The following is an 18108-nucleotide window of genomic DNA, read 5'->3' on the forward strand; positions in this document are numbered from 1 at the left end:
CATAATCCCAGCAACGTGCATTGGAGCTCGGCGGACGTTAAAATTTGATACCAAATGGCCGGGTCGTCTTACGGAAAAATAACCTTCCGCTGCCTCCCCGTAAGCTTCGCGTAAGCTTGGGCGCGTTTTGCCGGCATCTGGTGGCGCCCAGCCGACCGGAACCAATCCTCCGCGTCGATCGTTTTCGGCCCGATGCGAATCCGGGAAGAAAATCGAAACATGTTTCTGTTGGGAGCGGTGACGCTTTGCTGCACCATCGTGGCCGGCACGCTTGCGCTGCTCGAGCCCCTCTTTGGGCAGGCGCCGGAGAGGCAGGTCGCGGAGAGCAAATCTGCCGATGTCGCTGCGCCGCCGGCGGTCCGGGTGGTCGGCGCACCATTCGTGCCGAACGTCAAACCGCGCGAGCGGTAGCACTCATCTCGCCGGCGTGCCCTCGCTCTCCTCGGCCTGGGCATGCATATGGGCCAGCTCCTCGACGAATGCGATCACCTCCGCTCTCTTCTCGGGCGGCAGCGAGAGGAAGGCGCGCACAAGCCTCAAGCCCTCCACTTCGAGCGACTCGTCTTCTTTCCCGGCATTCATCCACCCACTGTCGGGCGACCGGGAAAAATATGCAATCCCCTTGCAGGATTACCTCCTTGATTCGACCCTCCAGCTTTGATGAAATGGCCCAACAGGGGTCGCCAATGAAGTGGATCGCGGAGCGCGACGCACTGATCGCGCAGACACTGGCCTTCGTCCAATCCGTAACCGGCAAGAAGGATGAGCTCCATCCGCCGGAGCTCCCGCCTGCTGCATTCACGATCACCACGGAGATCGTGACCGTGGAGGCTGTTGCGGTCGAAACCGAGCTGCCGCCGGCCGCATCTCCGCCCGCCCCCCAAGCCCGGCCCGCCCAGATCCCGCCGCCTCGCCCCGGCGGCGATTTCCGGATCGAGATGCAGGCCAGGATCGCGAATTTCCGCAAGCATCAGGAGCGGTTCGAGCGCGAACGCGAGGAATATTGCGCGGCGACCCTGACCAAGCTTCGCGCCGCCCTCCGCGACGTCGGCCCTTCTCCGCCGGCCAAAAAGTAGGGCAGCGCCCGTCCGTCAGGGACTTACAGCCAGGACCACACCAGCCAGAGATTGGCCGCGCAGGCGCCGAACAACGCCAGCGTCAGCGGCAGGAGCATGTGCCCGCAGGAGGTTTTCAGGTCGCTCGTCATGGCCAAAACATCCGCTGATTCCGGCCGGAGAGTCCCAGGGATTCTTTTTTTGGGGATTCAGGACTCGTTTACGACTCAAGGCCCCGGAGGCCCTGATCACGGCCCCGTGATCGCACCGCAGGCCGGAACCCCTCGCCGGCAAAGTCGTTAACGCGCTTTCCCGGAGCGGAAAGAATGCCGTACGCCCTGTTCTGCAACGACGCCCAAATCAGCAAAGCCTATCCTGATGAGTCCGACGTCTGGAAATTGGCACAGCGGAGCGGCTTGGTCGTGGACATCAGCGCAGACGACGAGCGTGCCGGACCACGCCGGGTGCTCGACAACGACTACGAGATCAAGCCCTGCCGGGCAGCCCAAGGCGAGGACCCCGCCAGGAACAAGGCCGAGGCCGAGCGCGAGTCCAGGATGGAGCTTGAGCTGAATCCCTGAGGTCCGGCCCGAACGCGGCGGAGATCTCAGGGCGTCGCGGTCGCGAGGGAGGCCTGCTCGCCAGCCAGAACCACGCAGGCCTTGCGGCGGTGCAGCCCGCGGATTGCGCCGGTCACCTTCAGCACCTTGCCGGATGGACAGGAGGCGTCCTTGACGAAGGCCACCTCATAGGGTGCCAACATCAGAGGCTCGGATTTGAGGATTGTTTGAGCAGAGCACGGCAAGGCGACGAAGCACGAGAGCGCTACTGCCGACACCAAGATACGCATGACCGTCGTCCCACCAGCCCGGGAAGTCCCATAATAACGCGTTCCGGAGCGCGAGTTCCGTAAGCGGCAAAAATTATTTTTGCTTTACGCCAGCCCCATGACACGCATGAGAAAGCGCGTGCCGGAATGTTTGCTTGCAAATGACGCGCCAGATGGTTCACGCAAGGCAAACAGCGGACCGGCACGCAGGAGCCGGCAAACGAAAGGCCGGCGGGACGCCGGCCTTTGTCAGATCTGGGGATCGCCTTTGGCGGGTCAGTAGCGCGAGCCTGCCGGACCGCCCCAGCCGAAGCGATAGTTCACACCGACCTTGACGGTATGCTCGTCTTCCCGGCCGCGGACGCCGACGATGTCGGCCGGCCCGGAGGTGAAGGTCGTGCTGCCAAAGTTGTAGTATTGGTACTCGGCCTTGGCCGACCAGCTCGGCGCGAACATGTATTCGAGGCCAGCGCCGACGGTGTAGCCGTCCTTGTTGTTGCCGGTGGCGGTGAAGCCCTGCGGCACGCCGGCGACGTTGACGCCAAGGCCGCCATTGCGCCAAGCGTAACCGCCCTTGGCGTAGACCAGCGCCGGGCCCCAGGTGTAGCCGACCCGGCCGGTCACCGACCCGAGTTGGTCGGTGTTGGAGGTCACCTGCGTTCCAAGCGGGAACGTGACACCGTTGTTGTTGGTCGGCAGCCAGGAGTACTGGGCCTCGACACCCACGACCCAGTTGGGCGCGAACTGGTAATCGAAGCCGCCCTGCACGCCGCCGAGGAAGCGGGCGTCGCTCGACTGGAAGCTGCTGTCGCCGGCAAACGCGCCGCCAACGTGGCCGCCAATGTAGAAACCGGTCCAGTTGTAGATCACCTGCGGCGGCGTGGGGGCCGGCGCCTTGGTGTAGGGGCGCGGCTGCATGTCGGCCGCTGCGGCCGGCCCTGCCAGCGCAAGCAAGGCGACTGCGCCCAGCAAAATCGTCTTCATGTCCATCCCCGTTCTTTTCAAATCGACCCTCAGCAAACAACGTGGCGTGAATTTGGTTGCTTGGCGGCGATGCCGGAACGTTGATCGTTCGTAACTGTGACGGGGTGGCAACATCGCGATTTTGTTCCGTCACGCGTCCTTGCACCGACTGTTTTTGTCGCCTGCGCAAGGTTGGCTGTAACGATCTGTCGCAAGGCAAATCCGCCCCGTTCAAAGCTCGCCGAAATGTGATCCAGCGGCTCCGGCGGTCCCTGTCCTAGCACCAGGCGATGAAGGCGGGCTTTGCGCTACCGCGTCATCTTTTCCAGTTCCGGAAAGGGTGCGTAAACCGCACCGGTGCAGAGCTCGCCGGCCTTGTCCACGACGCGATCGGCCCGTCCATTGACGAAAATCACCGCGCGCTCGCGTGCACCCTTGTAGCTGCCGTCGGTCTCACGCGGGTTGAAGCGCAGGCAGCTGATATAGAACTGCCGGCCACCGACCGGCCGCTGCACCGGCTCGGCCATGCTGGCCTCGCGCACGCCGACCGGATTGTTGAGATACGCACGCATCAAGGCCAGCGTGTCGCTGCGAAAATTGTCGGGAAAGGGCTGCGGTCCTCCGGCCTGGGTCCCATCCATCAAGCTTGGACGGTCACCATCGCTGCCGAAGCACGCCGCGAGCGCCAGCGGCAATGCCAGGACCAATGCCAAGCTCACCGCACGTTTCGCCAATCGCCCCACCGGTCACGCTCTCCACTCGCCAAGACTCGGGAACGTTCTAGCCCCAAGGCCGCGCGAAGGGAATTCGCTTGCAGGCGCACCGGCCCGCCGCCGGTGCCTTGCGCTTTCGCAAAAGGCACCGAAACGACGGGCCGGCCTGAACTCCGCGCGGCAGCAGGGCAATGCCAGGGATGCCGCCGCGCGGGATCAGTCGTTAGCTGCGCTTCTCGGTCGTCACCGGCTTGGTGACGTCCGGCTGCGTCTTCAGCGACTTCTTCGCCGACAGATGCTTGTGGTGATGACGATGCGTCCGCACGGTCTTGTGCTCGTCGGGCGTGACCGCCGCATTCGCATTCATCGCCTTCGACTTGCTGTCGACCTTGGCATCCGCCTTGACGTCGGCCTTTGCATCCGGCGCCTTGGCATCGGGAGCCTTCGCGTCGGAAGCCTTCGCGTCGGAAGCCTTGGCACCTGAAGTCTTCACGTCCGACGTCTTGGCATCGGCCTTGATGCCGGCATCCGGTTTCACGGCGGTCGACGCCTTGGTCTGGCTCTGGTCCGCCTTGATCACCGGCGCGGTCGTGGTGGTCTTGGCGGGCTCAGTGGCGAAGGCCGGGGCTGCGATCACGGAGGCGGCAAGCAAGGCTGCAGAAATGGTCTTCAACATGGTGGTCTCCTCTTGGAAGGATCTTGAGGCGGCGCCCTCTCGCCAACCCTTCGATCGTAGGTGAGAGCCTAGGCGCCGCGCGCTGAACCCATTCTGAAGCCAATTGCAGGCTTCCGTTCATCTGGATGACAAGTTTGTCATCTGCGCCGGGGCGAATAGATCGTGCGAAGCGGGAATGTTTCCTGCTCCTGGGTGTTCCGGTCTTCGGGCAATCGTGTAGGATCGCCACGTTCCATACGGGAGAACTTAGATGCGAAAACTCTCAATGCTTCTGCTGCCGGGCCTCGTTGCCATGGCGCTCGCGGCCGGGCCGGTGCTGACCAGCGCCTATGCCGCGGGCAGCGACGAGCCCTCCTCGCCGCCGAAGTCGGACTCCTCGAGCAAGAAGGGCAAGAAGAAGAGCTCCTCCGTCAGCGATCCCAAATTCCTCGCGGCCTATCGCACCGCCTACACCGCGATCTACGACAATCACGACTACACCAGCGCGATCGATCAGTTGAAGTCGCTCAAGCGCGACGACGTCGCCGACGTCGCCAACCTGATCGGTTACTCCTATCGCAAGCTCGGCGACTACCAGTCGTCGAAGGTCTATTACGAGCTGGCGCTGAAGGACGATCCGAACCACGTTCGCACCTGGCAGTATTACGGCCTCTGGCAGCTCGAGCAGGGCAACCGCGAACAGGCGCAGTATCATCTGAACAAGATCGCCTCGCTCGCCGGCACCGAGAGCTCCGAGTATCGCTCGCTTGCCGCAGCGCTCGACAAGCCGACCGGCGCGACGCTCGTCTACTGAAGACTGCGCATCTTCGAATGAAGCGAACGGGCACAACCCAGGGGTTGTGCCCGTTCCGCTTTCTCGGCTAGCCTTCGCGCACGAATCCTCCCCTCACAATTGGTGCGCAATGGATACGTGGCTGCGATCCGCGATCGACTACATCGGCTCCTGGATCGAATTCCAGCAGACGACTATCGGGCAGCCCGGCGTCATCGTCGCCTTCGCCCATCGCGGCGAAATCGTCGCCGAGCACGCATTCGGCCTCGCCAATCTCGACACCGGCGAGAAGCTCACTCCGCGCCACCGCTTCCGCATCGCCTCGCACTCGAAAAGCTTTACCTCGGCCGGCATCATGAAGCTGCGCGAGCAACGCAAGCTCCGGCTCGATGATGCGGTCGGCCAATATGTCGGCGGCCTGCACCCGCGCGTCGCCGAGACGACGATCGCACAGGTGCTCTCGCACAGCGCGGGGCTGACCCGCGACGGCGCCGATTCCGGCCAGTTCATCGACAGCCGCTCCTATCTCGACGCCAAAGAGCTGCTCGCAGAGCTGAAGCTGCCGACCGCGATCGAGCCCGGCACGCGCTTCAAATATTCCAATCACGGCTTTGCCCTGATCGGTCTCGTCATCGAAGCGGTGACGAAAGAGCCCTACTCCGTCTGGATCAAGCGCGAGATCATCGAGCCCGCGGGGCTGCGCGAGACCGAGCCGAATGCACCGCTGCCCAAGGGCGCGCTGTTCGCACGCGGCCATACGCGAAAACTGCCCTTCGGCGAGCGCTGCGTGATCCCCGGCGACAATCCCGCATACGCCATGGCCTCGGCCGCGGGCTTCGTCGCCACCGCCGCCGACACCGCCCGCTTCTTCGCGCAGCTCGCACCCAACGCGAAAAAGAGCGTGCTCTCGGTCGCGAGCCGCCGCGAGATGACGCGGCATCATTGGCGCATCCCGCAAAGCTTCGAGGCCTATTACGGTCTCGGCGTCAACGCCGGCAAGACCGACGGCTGGGACTGGTTCGGCCATAGCGGCGGCTTCCAGGGCTACATCTCGCGGACCTGCACGATTCCCGCCTGCGAGCTCGCGATCAGCATCCTCAGCAACTCCCTCGACGGCGCCGCGCCGTTCTGGATGGACGGCGCAATGCAGATCCTGCGCGTCTTCAAGACCCGCGGCGCACCCGACCGCCGCGTGCGCGACTGGCGAGGGCGATGGTGGACGATGTGGGGCGCGACCGATCTGGTGCCGATCGGCAACCGCGTGCTGCTCGCCAACCCGCAGTTCAACAATCCGTTCATGGATGCCGGCGAGATCGAGGTGACCGGCCGCGACACTGGCAGGCTCGCCTGGGCCGCCGGCTATTCCAGTCACGGCGAGCCGGTTCGCCGCGTGCGCGACAAGCGCGGGAGGATCAGCGACATCTGGCTCGCGGGCGCCAACGTCAAGCCGGAAAAAGTCGTGGCACGCGAGATCGCGCGCCGCTATCCGCCGCGCAAGCGGCGGCCTACTCCCGAATGAGCCCCTCGACCTCGCCGCGAAGCGCCTGCCGTGAGCCGTCGCGCGAATAGAACATGTGACCGCCGGGATAGACGGCGAATTTCACGCGCCGGCTCGCGAAGGCCGGCAATTGATCGAGCACCCGCTTCGTTCCGAAATAGGGCGTGGCGAGATCGAACAGGCCGTGCGCAACCAGCACGTTCAGCTTCGCATCGGTCGCGAGGATCTGGCGCAGCTCCGACACCGATTGCGGCGGGTTGATGCCGCGGCCGAAATCCCAGTTGCCCTCGACGCTACCGTTCAGGACCTCATAGGAGCCGTCGGGCCGCCAGTTGAGCTTGCGCGTGAGGACATCGACCGCGGCGCTCGTCAGCGGCGCCTGGAGCGCATCACCCGAGGGATCACCGAAACGGGAGTTGCCCGAATCCGGATAGGGATCGAAGCCGCGCACCGAGGCATCATAGCGTCCCGTCACCTTGCCGTTCTTGCGGTCGAACTCGCGGCGGAATTCGCCGACGTCGAAGCGGCCCGAGAGCCTGCGGCTCACCGCCTGGTCGATGCCGGTGAGCTCAGCGACCTTGTCGGCCAGGCGCGTGGTTGCTTCCTTGTCGGCCTCGCCCTTGACGAGGTCAGCCAGGAATTCGCCGCGCGCATAAGCCTCGACGTCGGCGAGATCGGAGCGCTTGACCGGGCCTTTGGCTTCGCGCGCCACCGCCACATAGCTCGGCAGCGTCGCGACATATTGCAGGAGGCTCGTGCCGGTGAACTCGCGGAAGTCGAGCAGCGGCGACACCAGGATCAATCCCCTGACGCCGACGCCGTGCTGGAGCTGCAACTGGCGCACCACCTTCGGTCCGCGAATGCCGCCATAGCTTTCGCCCGCGACGTATTTCGGTGAGGTCAGCCGGTCGTGTTTCTCGAGCCAGCGGCGGATCACCAGCGCGATCGAATTGGCGTCGCCGTCGACGGAGTAGAAGGATTTTCGCGCGTCCTCGCCGCTCGCAACGAACCGGCTGTAGCCCGTGCTGACAGGGTCGATGAAGACGAGATCGGTGAAGTCGAGCCAGGTCTCCGCATTCGGCTTCACCTCGGGTGACGCCGACGGCGACAGCGCTTCGCCGTCGAGCGGCAGCCGCCACGGACCAGCAGCGCCGAACTGGAGCCAGGCCGAGGACGCGCCGGGTCCGCCGTTGAACAGGAAAGTCACCGGGCGCGTCGCCCGGTCGGCACCGTCGAGCTCGTAGGACGTGCAGGCGATGTCGGCCAGCGGCTCGCCCTTGCCGTCGAACACGCGGATGGAGCCGGCGGTCGCGGCGAAGTTGAGGGTGCGGCCGGGCAGATCGAGCGTCTGCTTGGTGGTCGAATCCGGCGGGAGACGGTGCAGCTCGGCGGACGGCGAATTCTGCGACGCGCTTTGCGCGCCACCACCGCGCCCGCCCTTCTGTCCGGCTGGCGCCGTCGTCTCGGAGCGCGGCTGCGGCGGATCATCCGCGCGCGCAAATCCTGCGAGTGCGAAAGCCGACACCGCCAGCACTAAGGCCGTGCAACGCAGCGCAGGCAGGCTCGTCACCATGTTCGTCCTCCCGGACCGGCCGTGACAGCCGGTGCGGCCGCAAGGTTAGCGCGAAATTGCGACGGTTTGGGGGATCATTGACGAGGCGCCCCCTTGAGCCGCCGATCGGGCTCGAAACGACCCGGTTTGCCCCGAATCCGGCAGCCGGTCGTTTGCCTTGAAGGGTGGTCATCCTCGACAATGGAGCCCCACCTCGTATAGACGAGCCCGGCGGAACTTTCTCGAGCCAGCAGGCCTGACCGAAAAGCCATGACCAAGCCCTCGCGATACGAACGGATCGCCTTCGTCGCCAGCCCGAGCAGCGAGGCGCAGACCGCGTTTGGCCAGCTCACCAGCGACTATGGCAATTGCGACCCGAAAGATGCCGACGTCGTGGTCGCGCTCGGCGGCGACGGGTTGATGCTGCAGACGCTGCACCAGAACATGCACACGGGAAAGCCGATCTACGGCATGCACCGCGGCACGGTCGGCTTCCTGATGAACGAGTACTCGACGCATGATCTGCGCCAACGGCTCGAGACGGCGCATGAATCCGAGATCAATCCGCTCTTGATGCGCGCGACCGACGTCAACGACCGCGTCCACCTGCACCACGCCATCAACGAGGTCTACCTATTCCGCCAGACCTCCCAGGCGGCGCGCTTGCGGATCCTGATCGACGAGCGCGAGCGCATGCCGGAGCTGATCGCCGACGGCATCATCGTGGCGACGCCGGCCGGCTCGACTGCCTACAACCTCTCCGCCCAGGGACCGATCCTGCCGATCAACGCCGCCCTGCTGGCATTGACACCGATCAGCGCCTTCCGGCCGCGGCGCTGGCGCGGCGCCCTGCTGCCCAACACGGCCTATGTCGTGATCGAGGTGCTGGAAGACGACAAGCGCCCCGTTGCCGCGGTCGCCGACCACGAGGAGGTGCGCAGGGTCCGGCGCGTCGAGGTGCTCTCGGACAAGAGCATCTCGATGCGCATGCTGTTCGACCCCGGCCACAGCCTGGAAGAGCGCATTTTGCGCGAGCAGTTCGGCTACTGAGCCTCCTGTCGGGCGCCCGCCGGCAACCCTTCGTTAACCGCCGCCGCGATATGGTTAACGAAGATTGACCGCTTCAGCCCGGGCGCCATGTTCCGCATCGACTTCAACAAGCTGCGCTTCCTCGTCTGCGATGACAATCCGCACATGCGCCGCATCCTGCGGACGCTGCTGCATTCGTTTGGCGCACGCGAGGTCTATGAGGCCGAAGACGGCGCCACCGCGCTGGAAATGTACAGCCATTACGTGCCCGACATCGTCATCACCGACTGGGCGATGCCGATCTTCGACGGGCTCGAGCTCGCGCAGATGATCCGGCAGCCGGAATCCAAGGGCAACCCTTACGCGCCGATCATCATGCTGACCGGCCATTCCGAGAAGCGCCGCGTCACGGTCGCGCGCGATGCCGGCGTCACCGAATTTCTGGCCAAGCCGATCTCGGCCAAGGGGCTCTACCAGCGCATCCTCAACGTCGTCGCCAATCCCCGCCCCTTCATCAAGACCAAGACCTATTTCGGCCCGGACCGGCGCCGCAACACCAACTCCGCCTATATGGGCCCCGAGCGCCGCGTCGGCGAAAAGCACGAGGTGCTGCAGCAACCCTCGCTGCTCGACAAGGCCCGCTCCTCCATCTAGCGCAACGTCTTAGACGAGGCAGGCATCATGGCGAAGAACAGCGCAAAAGACATCGAGGTCAAAGCCTTCGCCACGCATCAATTGATCACGCAGCCCAATCCGCTGCGCAAGGTTCTGCGCCGCGTCGAAGACAAGGACATGGACGATCCGGTCAGCCGCGCCGAGCAGGCGCTCGCAGGTCTCTCCGGCGAGTTCAAGGACTGGATGGCAACCGAGGTCAACCGCCTGTCGGCCGCCTACGTCGCCATCCGCAATGACGGCTTCACCAAGGAGCGGCGCGACGAGCTGTTCCGCGCCGCGCACGACATCAAGGGCGACGCGGCGACATTCGGCTTCCCGGCAGCGGCGGGAATCGCCGAGAGCCTCTGCCGCGTCATTGAGCACGCCCCTGATCTGGAGAAGGTGCCGGCCGAGCTGTTCACGCACCACATCAACGCCATCCTCGCCATCGTGCACGAGAACACCAGGCTCGACAGCATCAGCGTCTCCGCCGAGCTCAGCCGTCGCCTGCGCAAGGTCGCCGACGACTATCTCACCCAGGTCAACCGCGACCGCCCCGAGCATCTCGAAGCTATCCTCGCGCCCAGCATCGTGCCGGCGGAGTAAGACTCTCTCCTCTCTATCGCCGATCAGTATCGTAGGGTGGATTAGCGTAGCGTAATCCACCTCTTCAATTGCCGCAGAGACAGAAGTGGTGGGTTACGCCTACGGACCGCGCTTCGCGCAGTCCTTCGGCTAACCCACCCTACGGCATCTCGCTAGGCCGCAATCAGGTCATCATAGACCGGATCGATCGCATCTTCCGCGACCAGCTCGTCGCAGAACAGCCGCGCCTCTTCGCGCGCGGACTCGGTGGCGAAGCGGCGGAGCAGGACCATCAGCGGCTCGGTGGCACCGCGGTCAGTCTCGCAATGGGTGAGCACGCGCTCGACCATGCGCCGGCGCAGCCGCGCCGCGCCGTCGTCGCTGTCGACAAAGCCCTGCTCGTGGCAGGCATCGAGCGCCACCTGGAACGCCGCAAACGTCGCCTCGGGAAGGCCCGCGCGGCGGAGCAGCGCATGCAGGCTGTTGCCGCCGCGATCGTGCAGCAGCGCGGTGACGCGCGCCAGCGGCACATCGGCGAGCTCGGCCAGCGCCGCGTCGAACAGGTCGAGATTGCTCGACAGCAGCGCGCGCAGGATCAGACCGGCGGTCAGCTGGCCGGTGACGCGCAGATGATGAACCAGGCCCTGCATGTCCTCGCCGCGCGAGCGCGCCGCAATGTTGATGGTGGAGCGATCGCGCGCCTCGATCGTCACGCGCTCGGCACGGTCGGCGCTGAGCCAGTTCCGCGCCACGACGAACTGCGCCAGTGTCTCCGACAGCTTTGCGACCAGCGCCGCGCGCGTTGCGGCCGGCAGATCGTCCAGCACCAGCATCGCCTCGCGGATCGCGGCAAGATGGCCGTGGCGTTCGACGATGCGATTCCACGAGAACGGCGCAAGCTCGGCATTCGGATTTTCGATCAGCTCGAGCGCTGACGCCGCGCAGCCGACCTCGGCGATGGCGGCGCAGACCGAGACCGGCAACGCGATGCGGCGGGCGACCGCGCACTGCACCTCGTCATTGCCGGTCGCGATGATGTCGACGAGATCGGCGTCGATCAGCAGCGGAGAATGTTCGAGCACCGGCAGCGCGACGGTCGGCTGGTCCCCCGACAGCGCCCGCACGATCGACGCCGGGGCATCAGGGCTGCGCGCAAATGCCTCGGCCATCGCCTGCCGCACCAGCGGCGAGGGATCGTCGAGCAGCATCAGCAGCGCGCCTTCGGCGGCGATGCGGTCGTCATGGGAGAGATCTGAGATCAGCCAGGCCCGGGCCAACGCCCGTGTCGCCTCGGCCCGCTCGCCGGCGGGGGCCGTCCTGATCCAATTGATAAACTGCCGAACAATCATGCTGCTTCCGGCTTACACAACAAACGAAAATGGTGACGGCTCGTCACCTGCAACACAAAATAAACCACGACGCTTAACAAAGCGTTCACCATAACTGGCTGGTTTTATTGACGTTTTGTTAAGGGAACCGAGGCGCCCCTGCTCACGTACCCCGGGCGCACGCGACAGCGCACCGGACGATGCTTCGCATCGCCAGGCACGCTGCAGCGCGTCCGGGACACAGGAGCGAGTGTTAGCTCGAGAACGTGCCGCTGCGATCGCTGAAGAGATCGAGCGGCTGCGGCGGACGTACGTCCGGCGTTGCCGAGGCGGCCGAGGTGAGCGAGGCGTTGTTGCCCCACAATTTCTGCACCGTGGTCGAGACCGGCTGCGTGGTGTCGCCCGGCTGATAGATCGAGCGGAATGCCGGCGTGGTTGGCGCATTGTCCGCGACCGTCGTGGACGACGTCGCACTCACCGGCGTCACGGCGTTCGTATTGGGAAAGGTCTGGAGATAAGCGGCGTTCTCGATCATCGGCGCGGTCGGCTGCACGCCGTTGGCGCTGGCAACCTGCGTGGTCGAGGGCGAGCCGCCATACATTGCCATCGCACTGCGCGTCAATTTCGAATTGGCCGCGCTGCCATAGCGGGCGTCCAGCACCGAATAGACCTCGGAGACGCTGCGGGCGCGGCCGTCTTTGGCGTAGAAGATCGAGCGGTTGGCCGCGGCTGCATTTGGAAACAGCCGTGCACCGACCGCTTGCGGATTGTCCTCGGCATTGGCGATGAGTTTTGCGGCCCCGCCGACGCCCATGAAATGGGCCATGTAGAGCTCGCTGTCGCTCGGTCTGCGCCCGAGCAGGCCTGTGAGCTTGAAACTGTTCGACTGGGTCAGCGCAGCCGCCATGCTGGATGCGGCCTCCGGATCGTCGCGCAGCTTCATGATCGACCGCTTCATGACGGGGTCGTCAACGGTATAGGTGCCGGACGACGTCCTGGTGATGGCGTCGGCATAGTTGCCGTAGCCGAGCTGGCTCCCTGCCTCTTTCACGGTGCCGAGCCAGGTCTGGTCGATGAACTGGTAGAGGCCGTGCGCGGACGACGTGGTGGCACCCGCGGTCGGATCGAAATCCGATTCCATCTTGGCGGTGGTCAGCATGTACTGGAAGCTGACGCCGGAGACGTTCGAGGCCTGCTTGATCGCGCCGGCGACACGCGCCCGCGACGGATCGAGAACCGCCGTCTGTGAGGCACTGGAATTGTCGATCGACATGATGGAGTGCCCGCCCCGCGCGGCGTTGAGCGACGCCGGCAATTCGGCGCCCTGTCGTCTCACCGTGGGACAGGTATGGTTAATGCGGGGTTAATTCGGGCCTTGCCGCCCGCTCCGAGTCATTCCGGGGCGCACCGCAGGTGCGAGCCCGGAATCCATTGAGCCGCGCGTGATGCCTTGCGATGGATTCCGGGCTCGCGCTTTCGCGCGCCCCGGAATGACAGGTTGCTATTTCTTATAGACCGTGTCCGGATCGAACAGCCTGTCCGCGTCGGTGAAGACCAGCTTGGCTCCCCCACCCTCAGCCTCGACCTTGCGGTAGAAGCACGACCGCCGCCCGGTGTGGCAGGCAGCGCCAATCTGCTCGACACGGATCCAGACCGCGTCTTGGTCGCAATCGGTGCGCATCTCGACCACGCGCTGGGTCTGACCTGACGTCTCACCTTTTCGCCACAAGGCATTGCGCGAGCGGCTGAAGTACCAGGCTTCGCCGGTCGCGATGGTCTTGCGCAGCGCCTCGTCGTTCATGTGGGCGACCATGAGCACGTCGCCGGTGGCGACGTCGGTCGCGACGCAGGTCACGAGGCCGTTCGCGTCGAACTTGGGCAGGAAGGCGAGGCCTTCCTCGATCTCATGGGAGTGAGCGGACACGGCTTCCTCGCTTAGAGCGTTCGCGAGGTCAGCGCTGCAGGCCTCGCACCAGGGACAGGAAACGGGCCTGCTCCGCCGGATTGTCGCGGAACATGCCGGTGAAGCGGCTGGTGAAGGTGGAGGCGCCGTGCTTGGCGACGCCGCGCACCGACATGCAGGTATGCTCGGCCTCGATCAGCACCGCAACGCCGCGCGGCTTGAGGATCTCGTCGATGGCTGCCGCGATCTGCGCCGTCAGATGTTCCTGGGTCTGGAGCCTGCGGGCGAAGATGTCGGTGAGGCGGGCGAGCTTGGACAGGCCGACGACGCGCTCCACTGGGGTATAGGCGATATGCGCCTTGCCGTAGAACGGCATCATGTGATGCTCGCACTGCGAGGTGAACTCGATGTCGCGCACCAGCACGAAATCGTCATAGCCGGCCGTCTCGCCGAAGGTGCGGTCGAGCACCTCGGCCGGGCACTGGTGGTAGCCCTGATAGAGCTCGTCGAAGGCCTCGACCACGCGCCGCGGCGTGTCCAAGAGGCCCTCGCGCTGGGGGTTCTCACCGATATAGGCGAGCAGCGTCTTCACCGCTTGTTCGGCCTCGGCGCGCGCGGGGCGCGGCTGGTCGGCGCGTACGGCGGCCGCAAGGAATTCGGCAGGATCGAGCTCGGCCGGGCGGCTCTCGACCTGCTTGTTGGGGCGGATCGGCTTGATTGTAGCGTCCATGTCTACTCCGTTCGACGGCCTTGTGGCCGGAGTGTCACCGGCAGACGGGGCGGCAAGCCGCCGGACGCCTGAAGAGAACAGTTTTGGCGAAAAGGCCCTTCGGTCACAACATCGATAACGCAGATCGGGATCACCGCCGCCGCACCGCTGGACTGTTTTTCCACCAGTTCCGCCCCTATATAGGACCGTGGACGGCGCCCGCCAAGGCCGATCCGGCCCGGAAGTGGGTGTGGACGTGTTGGACCCCATCACATGCTGAACGACATTTATAACAAGCGGATCATCGAGCTGGCGGGGAATATTCCGCGCATCGGACGGCTTTCGGACCCCGATGCCACCGCAACCGCCCACTCGAAGTTGTGCGGCTCGACCGTGAAGGTCGATCTCAAGATGAGCGGCGACACCGTCACCGACTTCGCCCATGACGTGAAGGCCTGCGCGCTGGGACAGGCCTCTTCATCCATCATGGCAAGTCACGTGGTCGGCTCGACTGCGAGCGAACTCCGTGAGTTACGCGAAACCGTTCGCAAGATGCTCAAGGAGAACGGCACGCCTCCTCAAGGCAAATGGGAGGAGATCAAGTTCCTCGAGCCGGTCCGTGACTACAAGGCGCGGCACGCCTCGACGCTGCTGACCTTCGATGCCGTGGTCGACGCGATCGGTCAGATCGAGGCCAAGCAGCCCGCCGCGGCCCAGGGCTGAAAACCCCGTCGATGTCATTCCGGGGCGCGCGCCAGCGCAAACTATGGTGCGCAAGTGCGCACCTGAGAATCTCGCGCGACAACATCTGGATTCCGGGTGCGTCGCTTTGCGACACCCCGGAATGACCGTGCGGGAATCTTACTTCTGCGCCGCCGTAGCCGGCGCCGCCACGCTGCCCGTGGGCACCACGGCTTCCGCCGTCTTGGTCGACTTGGCCGGCTCCGGTTCCGCGCCGAACCTTGCCTGCGTCTTCGGTGCGAGTTCCGCCATGGCCGGCGCTGTGACGTCCACATGCGGCAGCACGTCGGCGACGAGATCCGTCGTCACCAGATTGGTGAGCTTCAGCTCGCCGGCATCGAGCTCGTGCAGATCTTCCCAGGGCGGCACGCTGAGCGCGAGCGACAGCAGATCGCCGGCGCCGCCCATGTCGAAGGTGTATTTGGCGAGCCGGCCGATGTCGCGTTCCACGATCATCAGGTCCTGTGCGCTGTAGCTCGCGGCCTTGGCATCGTCGGCGCGATCGCCCATCCAGATCTGATGGACCCGGACATGGGCGGCATCAGGCACGTAGCGCTTCTTGCCGGCCAGCAGCAGGAACACGCACATGGATTCGCAATAGGCCTCGGGCGCGACCGCCGGACGGGCCGATTGCCCGCCGCGGTTCTGAAGGCTGATGCCGACTGTGGTCAGAAGCCCGAGATTGCGGAAGCGCCGGCCGAGCGTGATCGCGTCGTTGACGGAACCGCCGCTGGAGTCGAGCACCACGGTGGCGCCGCCGAGCTGGCGTCCGCGAGAAAACTCCTCAAAATCCTTAGGGGTATCAGCGGTGATGATGCCGACCGCGCTGACCCAGCCGCGGCAGTTCGGCTCGCAAGCGATCCAGCTGAACTTCATCGGCAGCTTGCGCTCTTCGAGAGCGCTCCCCGCTCGGGCCGATGACCCGAATGTCGCGACGGCACCGGCCAGCGCGACTCCACAGACGGCGGTTCCCACCAGCAGCCAGCCGCGAAGATTGAGCGAGTTCAGGAGTTTCAAACTGTTCCCTTCCCCAAGCCCCAGAGGTTCGCCAAACAATCCCCGGTAGCGCCCGCTGAGTCCATCATACAGGCGTATGTTTCTACACACGGGCGTCATAAAAATGGTATCCGGGCGAATACAGATCGTCCACAGATACTTGCTGCACTGCTCCCAGAAAGCAGGCAAAATATGGCGCGCAAACAACACCTTACAGTTCCCTGCGCCGGAACCGCGCAATACTTCGCTTAACGTTGCAGCAACGCGCCCATGAAGCATTCAACCTGCGAGCATTGTTCCACTCCCGTCGAGGGCCTCCTTCGCCTTCCGCGGAGATTTGGCCGTGCGCTGATCTGGCTCTATCGCCACACGCTCTCGCCGCTGGTCGGGTACAATTGCCGACACCTGCCGACTTGCTCCGTCTATGGCGACGAGGCGATCGAGCGCTTCGGGCTCTGGGCCGGCGGATGGATGACGCTCGCGCGTCTGCTCCGCTGCAATCCGTACGGGACATCGGGCATCGACAATGTGCCGCTCGCCGCGCCGCAAAACGCGCGCTGGTATCTGCCCTGGCGGTATGCCCGCTGGCGCGGCGTCAACGCGCCCTAGACATGCTGCCCTGAGCGGAACCGGAACTTTCCCTTCGCGTTGTCGTGATACTCCCACGGGAGGAAACAACAATGCGCTGGAAAATCAGCCCTCATCTCCACGTCAGGCCTGGGTCCAAGCTGGGTCCCAGGAGGCCTCACGATCCCCGAACCCTCGACATGCTCGCCATCATCGCGCTGCTGCTGCTCGCGGCCGGCTCCGGCTGGTATCTGGCGACGAGTCTTGCAACGCCGCCCGGCACGACGGCGTTCATCGTGCCGAGCCAGAGCGTGCACTGGTAGCTAGCGGAACCAGAAGAAGCGCCCGGGCGGCGGCGGGATCGGCTCGGGTGGACGCGGGCGCTTCGGGCGCGGCGGCCTGGGCGCCGGCTCGTCCGACGAGATCGTCTCCGCCGCCGGCGCAGTCTCGCTCCCCGGCACCTTCACTGACAGCAGCAAGTTCGATTCATGCATGCGCCAGCGATAGCCGACGCCGAAGTCGATCGGCTGGGCGCGCGTGAACAGCTCGGCGTAGCGCTCCTGGTAGCGTCCGGGGAATTCGCTGATCGGACCGAGGTAACGACCGAACGGGAAGAAGCGCCATTGCCGCGCATTGTAATTGGCGAGCGGAATGCCGGAATCGTCCTGGACGATGGTGGCGCTGTTGGCGAGCAGCCAGTCGCGCACGACCGTGAAGTTGCCGGAGTGCATGAGATAGGACGCACTCTTGAGCAGGCTGTTGCCGGGGCCGAGCGTCTCGCAGAACTTCAGGAAACCGGTCGCGCGCGCGCCGGAATTCGAGAGATCGGTCGAGAAATAATAAAGCGTGCGCACCTCACCGTCGCTGCCGGCGAAGGTGATACGGACACCGCGCGTGGCGTTCGGTCCCGGATTGTCGTTCCCCACATGCATCCCGCCCTTGTTGTCGAGTGCGACCATCTCGACGTTGCGGATGGTCTTGCCGGAGCGGGCGAGGAAGACATAGAGGATCGGCAAGGTGCCGTTGACCTGGTTGGTGTGCAGGTCGACCTTCATCTGCTTGGTGATGAAGAAGGAGAAGCTCAGGATCGAGCCGAGCGAGCGCTCGACATTGTAGAGCGCGGCGCCGACCGAACCGCGCGGCAGCCGAGTCAGGTCGGGCACGGCGCCGACCGGCTCCAGCGCGCCGAGCACATAGGTGCTGGCCTTGGAATAGAAGGCATTGGCGTAGAGGAAGTCGGGGCCGCTGAACATGTAGAACATGGTCGGCCGCGGCGCGGCCAGGTTGACGTCGGCCCAGGCGCGGATCTTCGATATTTGCCGCTGCTCGAGCTGGGCGAAGGCGTTGTCGAAGAATTTTGCGTGATGCTGCCAGTTGGGGTCCCTGGTCAGCGGCACCAGCGGCGAGTCCGCCGAAGGCGGCATACCCGCGAGGAAGCGCGCGGTATCGTCAAAGGTGACGTCGGCGGCACGTGCGGACGAGACGGCTGCGGCCAACATGGCAAGAGCGACGGCCGCAATTCTCATGGATCGAAACAT

23 protein-coding genes are annotated in these 18108 nt (G+C 64.9%); 11 read left to right on the forward strand and 12 right to left on the reverse strand.

Translation table 11 applies throughout. The features are described from left to right. The first annotated feature begins 219 nt into the window (after nt 1-219). Nucleotides 220-411: a hypothetical protein gene (locus JQ635_RS26535; protein WP_211412722.1), complete on the forward strand. Its 192-nt coding sequence runs from the start codon at nt 220-222 to the stop codon at nt 409-411. Nucleotides 412-414: 3 nt separating this feature from the next. Here the strand turns inward: JQ635_RS26535 and JQ635_RS26540 are convergent, their stop codons facing one another. After that, entirely contained in the window at nt 415-582 is a 168-nt protein-coding gene (locus tag JQ635_RS26540) for a hypothetical protein (protein ID WP_211412723.1), read from the reverse strand. Nucleotides 583-686: 104 nt separating this feature from the next. Between JQ635_RS26540 and JQ635_RS26545 the strand changes: the two genes are divergently transcribed. Both JQ635_RS26545 and JQ635_RS26550 read left to right on the forward strand, forming a co-directional pair. Continuing rightward, the gene (locus JQ635_RS26545; RefSeq protein WP_211412724.1) at nt 687-1076 is read left to right on the forward strand and encodes a hypothetical protein; all 390 of its coding nucleotides are present in this window, start codon (nt 687-689) and stop codon (nt 1074-1076) included. A gap of 305 nt (nt 1077-1381) precedes the next feature. Then, nucleotides 1382-1636: a hypothetical protein gene (locus tag JQ635_RS26550; protein ID WP_211412725.1), complete on the forward strand. Its 255-nt coding sequence runs from the start codon at nt 1382-1384 to the stop codon at nt 1634-1636. Between the two features lie 26 nt (nt 1637-1662). On the opposite strand, the gene JQ635_RS39350 is transcribed toward JQ635_RS26550, so the two are convergent. The 4 genes from JQ635_RS39350 to JQ635_RS26570 all read right to left on the reverse strand — a co-directional run bounded on the left by JQ635_RS39350 (nt 1663) and on the right by JQ635_RS26570 (nt 4236). Further along, entirely contained in the window at nt 1663-1905 is a 243-nt protein-coding gene (locus JQ635_RS39350; protein ID WP_211412726.1) for a DUF6719 family protein, read from the reverse strand. A 255-nt stretch (nt 1906-2160) separates the two neighbouring features. Next, a complete protein-coding gene (locus tag JQ635_RS26560; RefSeq protein WP_211412727.1) occupies nt 2161-2868 on the reverse strand; it encodes an outer membrane protein in 708 nt (235 codons plus the stop codon). A 287-nt stretch (nt 2869-3155) separates the two neighbouring features. Then, nucleotides 3156-3590, reverse strand: a complete 435-nt coding sequence (locus tag JQ635_RS26565) for a hypothetical protein (protein ID WP_211412728.1) — start codon at nt 3588-3590, stop codon at nt 3156-3158. A gap of 193 nt (nt 3591-3783) precedes the next feature. Further along, nucleotides 3784-4236, reverse strand: coding sequence for a His-rich protein BRANT (locus tag JQ635_RS26570; RefSeq protein ID WP_211412729.1), 453 nt, complete (start codon nt 4234-4236; stop codon nt 3784-3786). 250 nt (nt 4237-4486) lie between these two features. Here JQ635_RS26570 and JQ635_RS26575 point away from each other — a divergent pair, with 250 nt between their 5' ends. Then, nucleotides 4487-5029 carry a tetratricopeptide repeat protein gene (locus JQ635_RS26575; RefSeq protein WP_211412730.1) on the forward strand — a complete coding sequence of 181 codons (543 nt, stop codon included), beginning with the start codon at nt 4487-4489 and terminating at the stop codon, nt 5027-5029. A gap of 109 nt (nt 5030-5138) precedes the next feature. Further along, on the forward strand, nt 5139-6527 hold the full coding sequence (locus JQ635_RS26580) for a serine hydrolase domain-containing protein (protein WP_211412731.1): 1389 nt from the start codon (nt 5139-5141) through the stop codon (nt 6525-6527). Here the strand turns inward: JQ635_RS26580 and JQ635_RS26585 are convergent. Further along, the gene (locus JQ635_RS26585) at nt 6514-8079 is read right to left on the reverse strand and encodes a S10 family peptidase (RefSeq protein WP_211412732.1); all 1566 of its coding nucleotides are present in this window, start codon (nt 8077-8079) and stop codon (nt 6514-6516) included. The genes JQ635_RS26580 and JQ635_RS26585 overlap by 14 nt on opposite strands. 249 nt (nt 8080-8328) lie before the next feature. Between JQ635_RS26585 and JQ635_RS26590 the strand changes: the two genes are divergently transcribed. The 3 genes from JQ635_RS26590 (at nt 8329) to JQ635_RS26600 (ending at nt 10347) form a co-directional block, all read left to right on the forward strand. Beyond that, nucleotides 8329-9108 carry an NAD kinase gene (locus tag JQ635_RS26590; RefSeq protein ID WP_211402441.1) on the forward strand — a complete coding sequence of 260 codons (780 nt, stop codon included), beginning with the start codon at nt 8329-8331 and terminating at the stop codon, nt 9106-9108. Between the two features lie 87 nt (nt 9109-9195). Then, nucleotides 9196-9741, forward strand: a complete 546-nt coding sequence (locus JQ635_RS26595) for a response regulator (protein WP_008549760.1) — start codon at nt 9196-9198, stop codon at nt 9739-9741. 27 nt (nt 9742-9768) lie between these two features. Then, nucleotides 9769-10347 carry an Hpt domain-containing protein gene (locus tag JQ635_RS26600; protein WP_211412733.1) on the forward strand — a complete coding sequence of 193 codons (579 nt, stop codon included), beginning with the start codon at nt 9769-9771 and terminating at the stop codon, nt 10345-10347. A gap of 152 nt (nt 10348-10499) precedes the next feature. Here the strand turns inward: JQ635_RS26600 and JQ635_RS26605 are convergent, their stop codons facing one another. From JQ635_RS26605 to folE, 4 genes are all read right to left on the reverse strand, one after another. Next, on the reverse strand, nt 10500-11675 hold the full coding sequence (locus JQ635_RS26605; protein ID WP_211412734.1) for a DUF2336 domain-containing protein: 1176 nt from the start codon (nt 11673-11675) through the stop codon (nt 10500-10502). A gap of 232 nt (nt 11676-11907) precedes the next feature. Then, entirely contained in the window at nt 11908-12969 is a 1062-nt protein-coding gene (locus JQ635_RS26610) for a lytic transglycosylase domain-containing protein (protein WP_211412803.1), read from the reverse strand. A gap of 186 nt (nt 12970-13155) precedes the next feature. Then, complete coding sequence (gene hisI / locus JQ635_RS26615; RefSeq protein WP_211412735.1) at nt 13156-13578, reverse strand: phosphoribosyl-AMP cyclohydrolase; 423 nt, start codon at nt 13576-13578, stop codon at nt 13156-13158. A 28-nt stretch (nt 13579-13606) separates the two neighbouring features. Continuing rightward, a complete protein-coding gene (gene folE, locus JQ635_RS26620; protein ID WP_211412736.1) occupies nt 13607-14287 on the reverse strand; it encodes a GTP cyclohydrolase I FolE in 681 nt (226 codons plus the stop codon). 252 nt (nt 14288-14539) lie between these two features. On the opposite strand from folE, the gene JQ635_RS26625 reads away from it, so the two are divergent. Further along, nucleotides 14540-14989, forward strand: a complete 450-nt coding sequence (locus JQ635_RS26625) for an iron-sulfur cluster assembly scaffold protein (RefSeq protein WP_211412737.1) — start codon at nt 14540-14542, stop codon at nt 14987-14989. A 138-nt stretch (nt 14990-15127) separates the two neighbouring features. On the opposite strand, the gene JQ635_RS26630 is transcribed toward JQ635_RS26625, so the two are convergent. Continuing rightward, nucleotides 15128-16024: a hypothetical protein gene (locus JQ635_RS26630; protein ID WP_211412738.1), complete on the reverse strand. Its 897-nt coding sequence runs from the start codon at nt 16022-16024 to the stop codon at nt 15128-15130. A 249-nt stretch (nt 16025-16273) separates the two neighbouring features. Between JQ635_RS26630 and yidD the strand changes: the two genes are divergently transcribed. Then, nucleotides 16274-16612 carry a membrane protein insertion efficiency factor YidD gene (gene yidD / locus JQ635_RS26635; protein ID WP_211412739.1) on the forward strand — a complete coding sequence of 113 codons (339 nt, stop codon included), beginning with the start codon at nt 16274-16276 and terminating at the stop codon, nt 16610-16612. Nucleotides 16613-16683: 71 nt separating this feature from the next. Then, a complete protein-coding gene (locus tag JQ635_RS39355) occupies nt 16684-16893 on the forward strand; it encodes a hypothetical protein (RefSeq protein ID WP_211412740.1) in 210 nt (69 codons plus the stop codon). On the opposite strand, the gene JQ635_RS26645 is transcribed toward JQ635_RS39355, so the two are convergent. Beyond that, nucleotides 16894-18108: a hypothetical protein gene (locus JQ635_RS26645; protein WP_211412741.1), complete on the reverse strand. Its 1215-nt coding sequence runs from the start codon at nt 18106-18108 to the stop codon at nt 16894-16896.

It is taken from the genome of Bradyrhizobium iriomotense (assembly GCF_018130765.1).
Lineage (GTDB): Bacteria > Pseudomonadota > Alphaproteobacteria > Rhizobiales > Xanthobacteraceae > Bradyrhizobium > Bradyrhizobium iriomotense_A.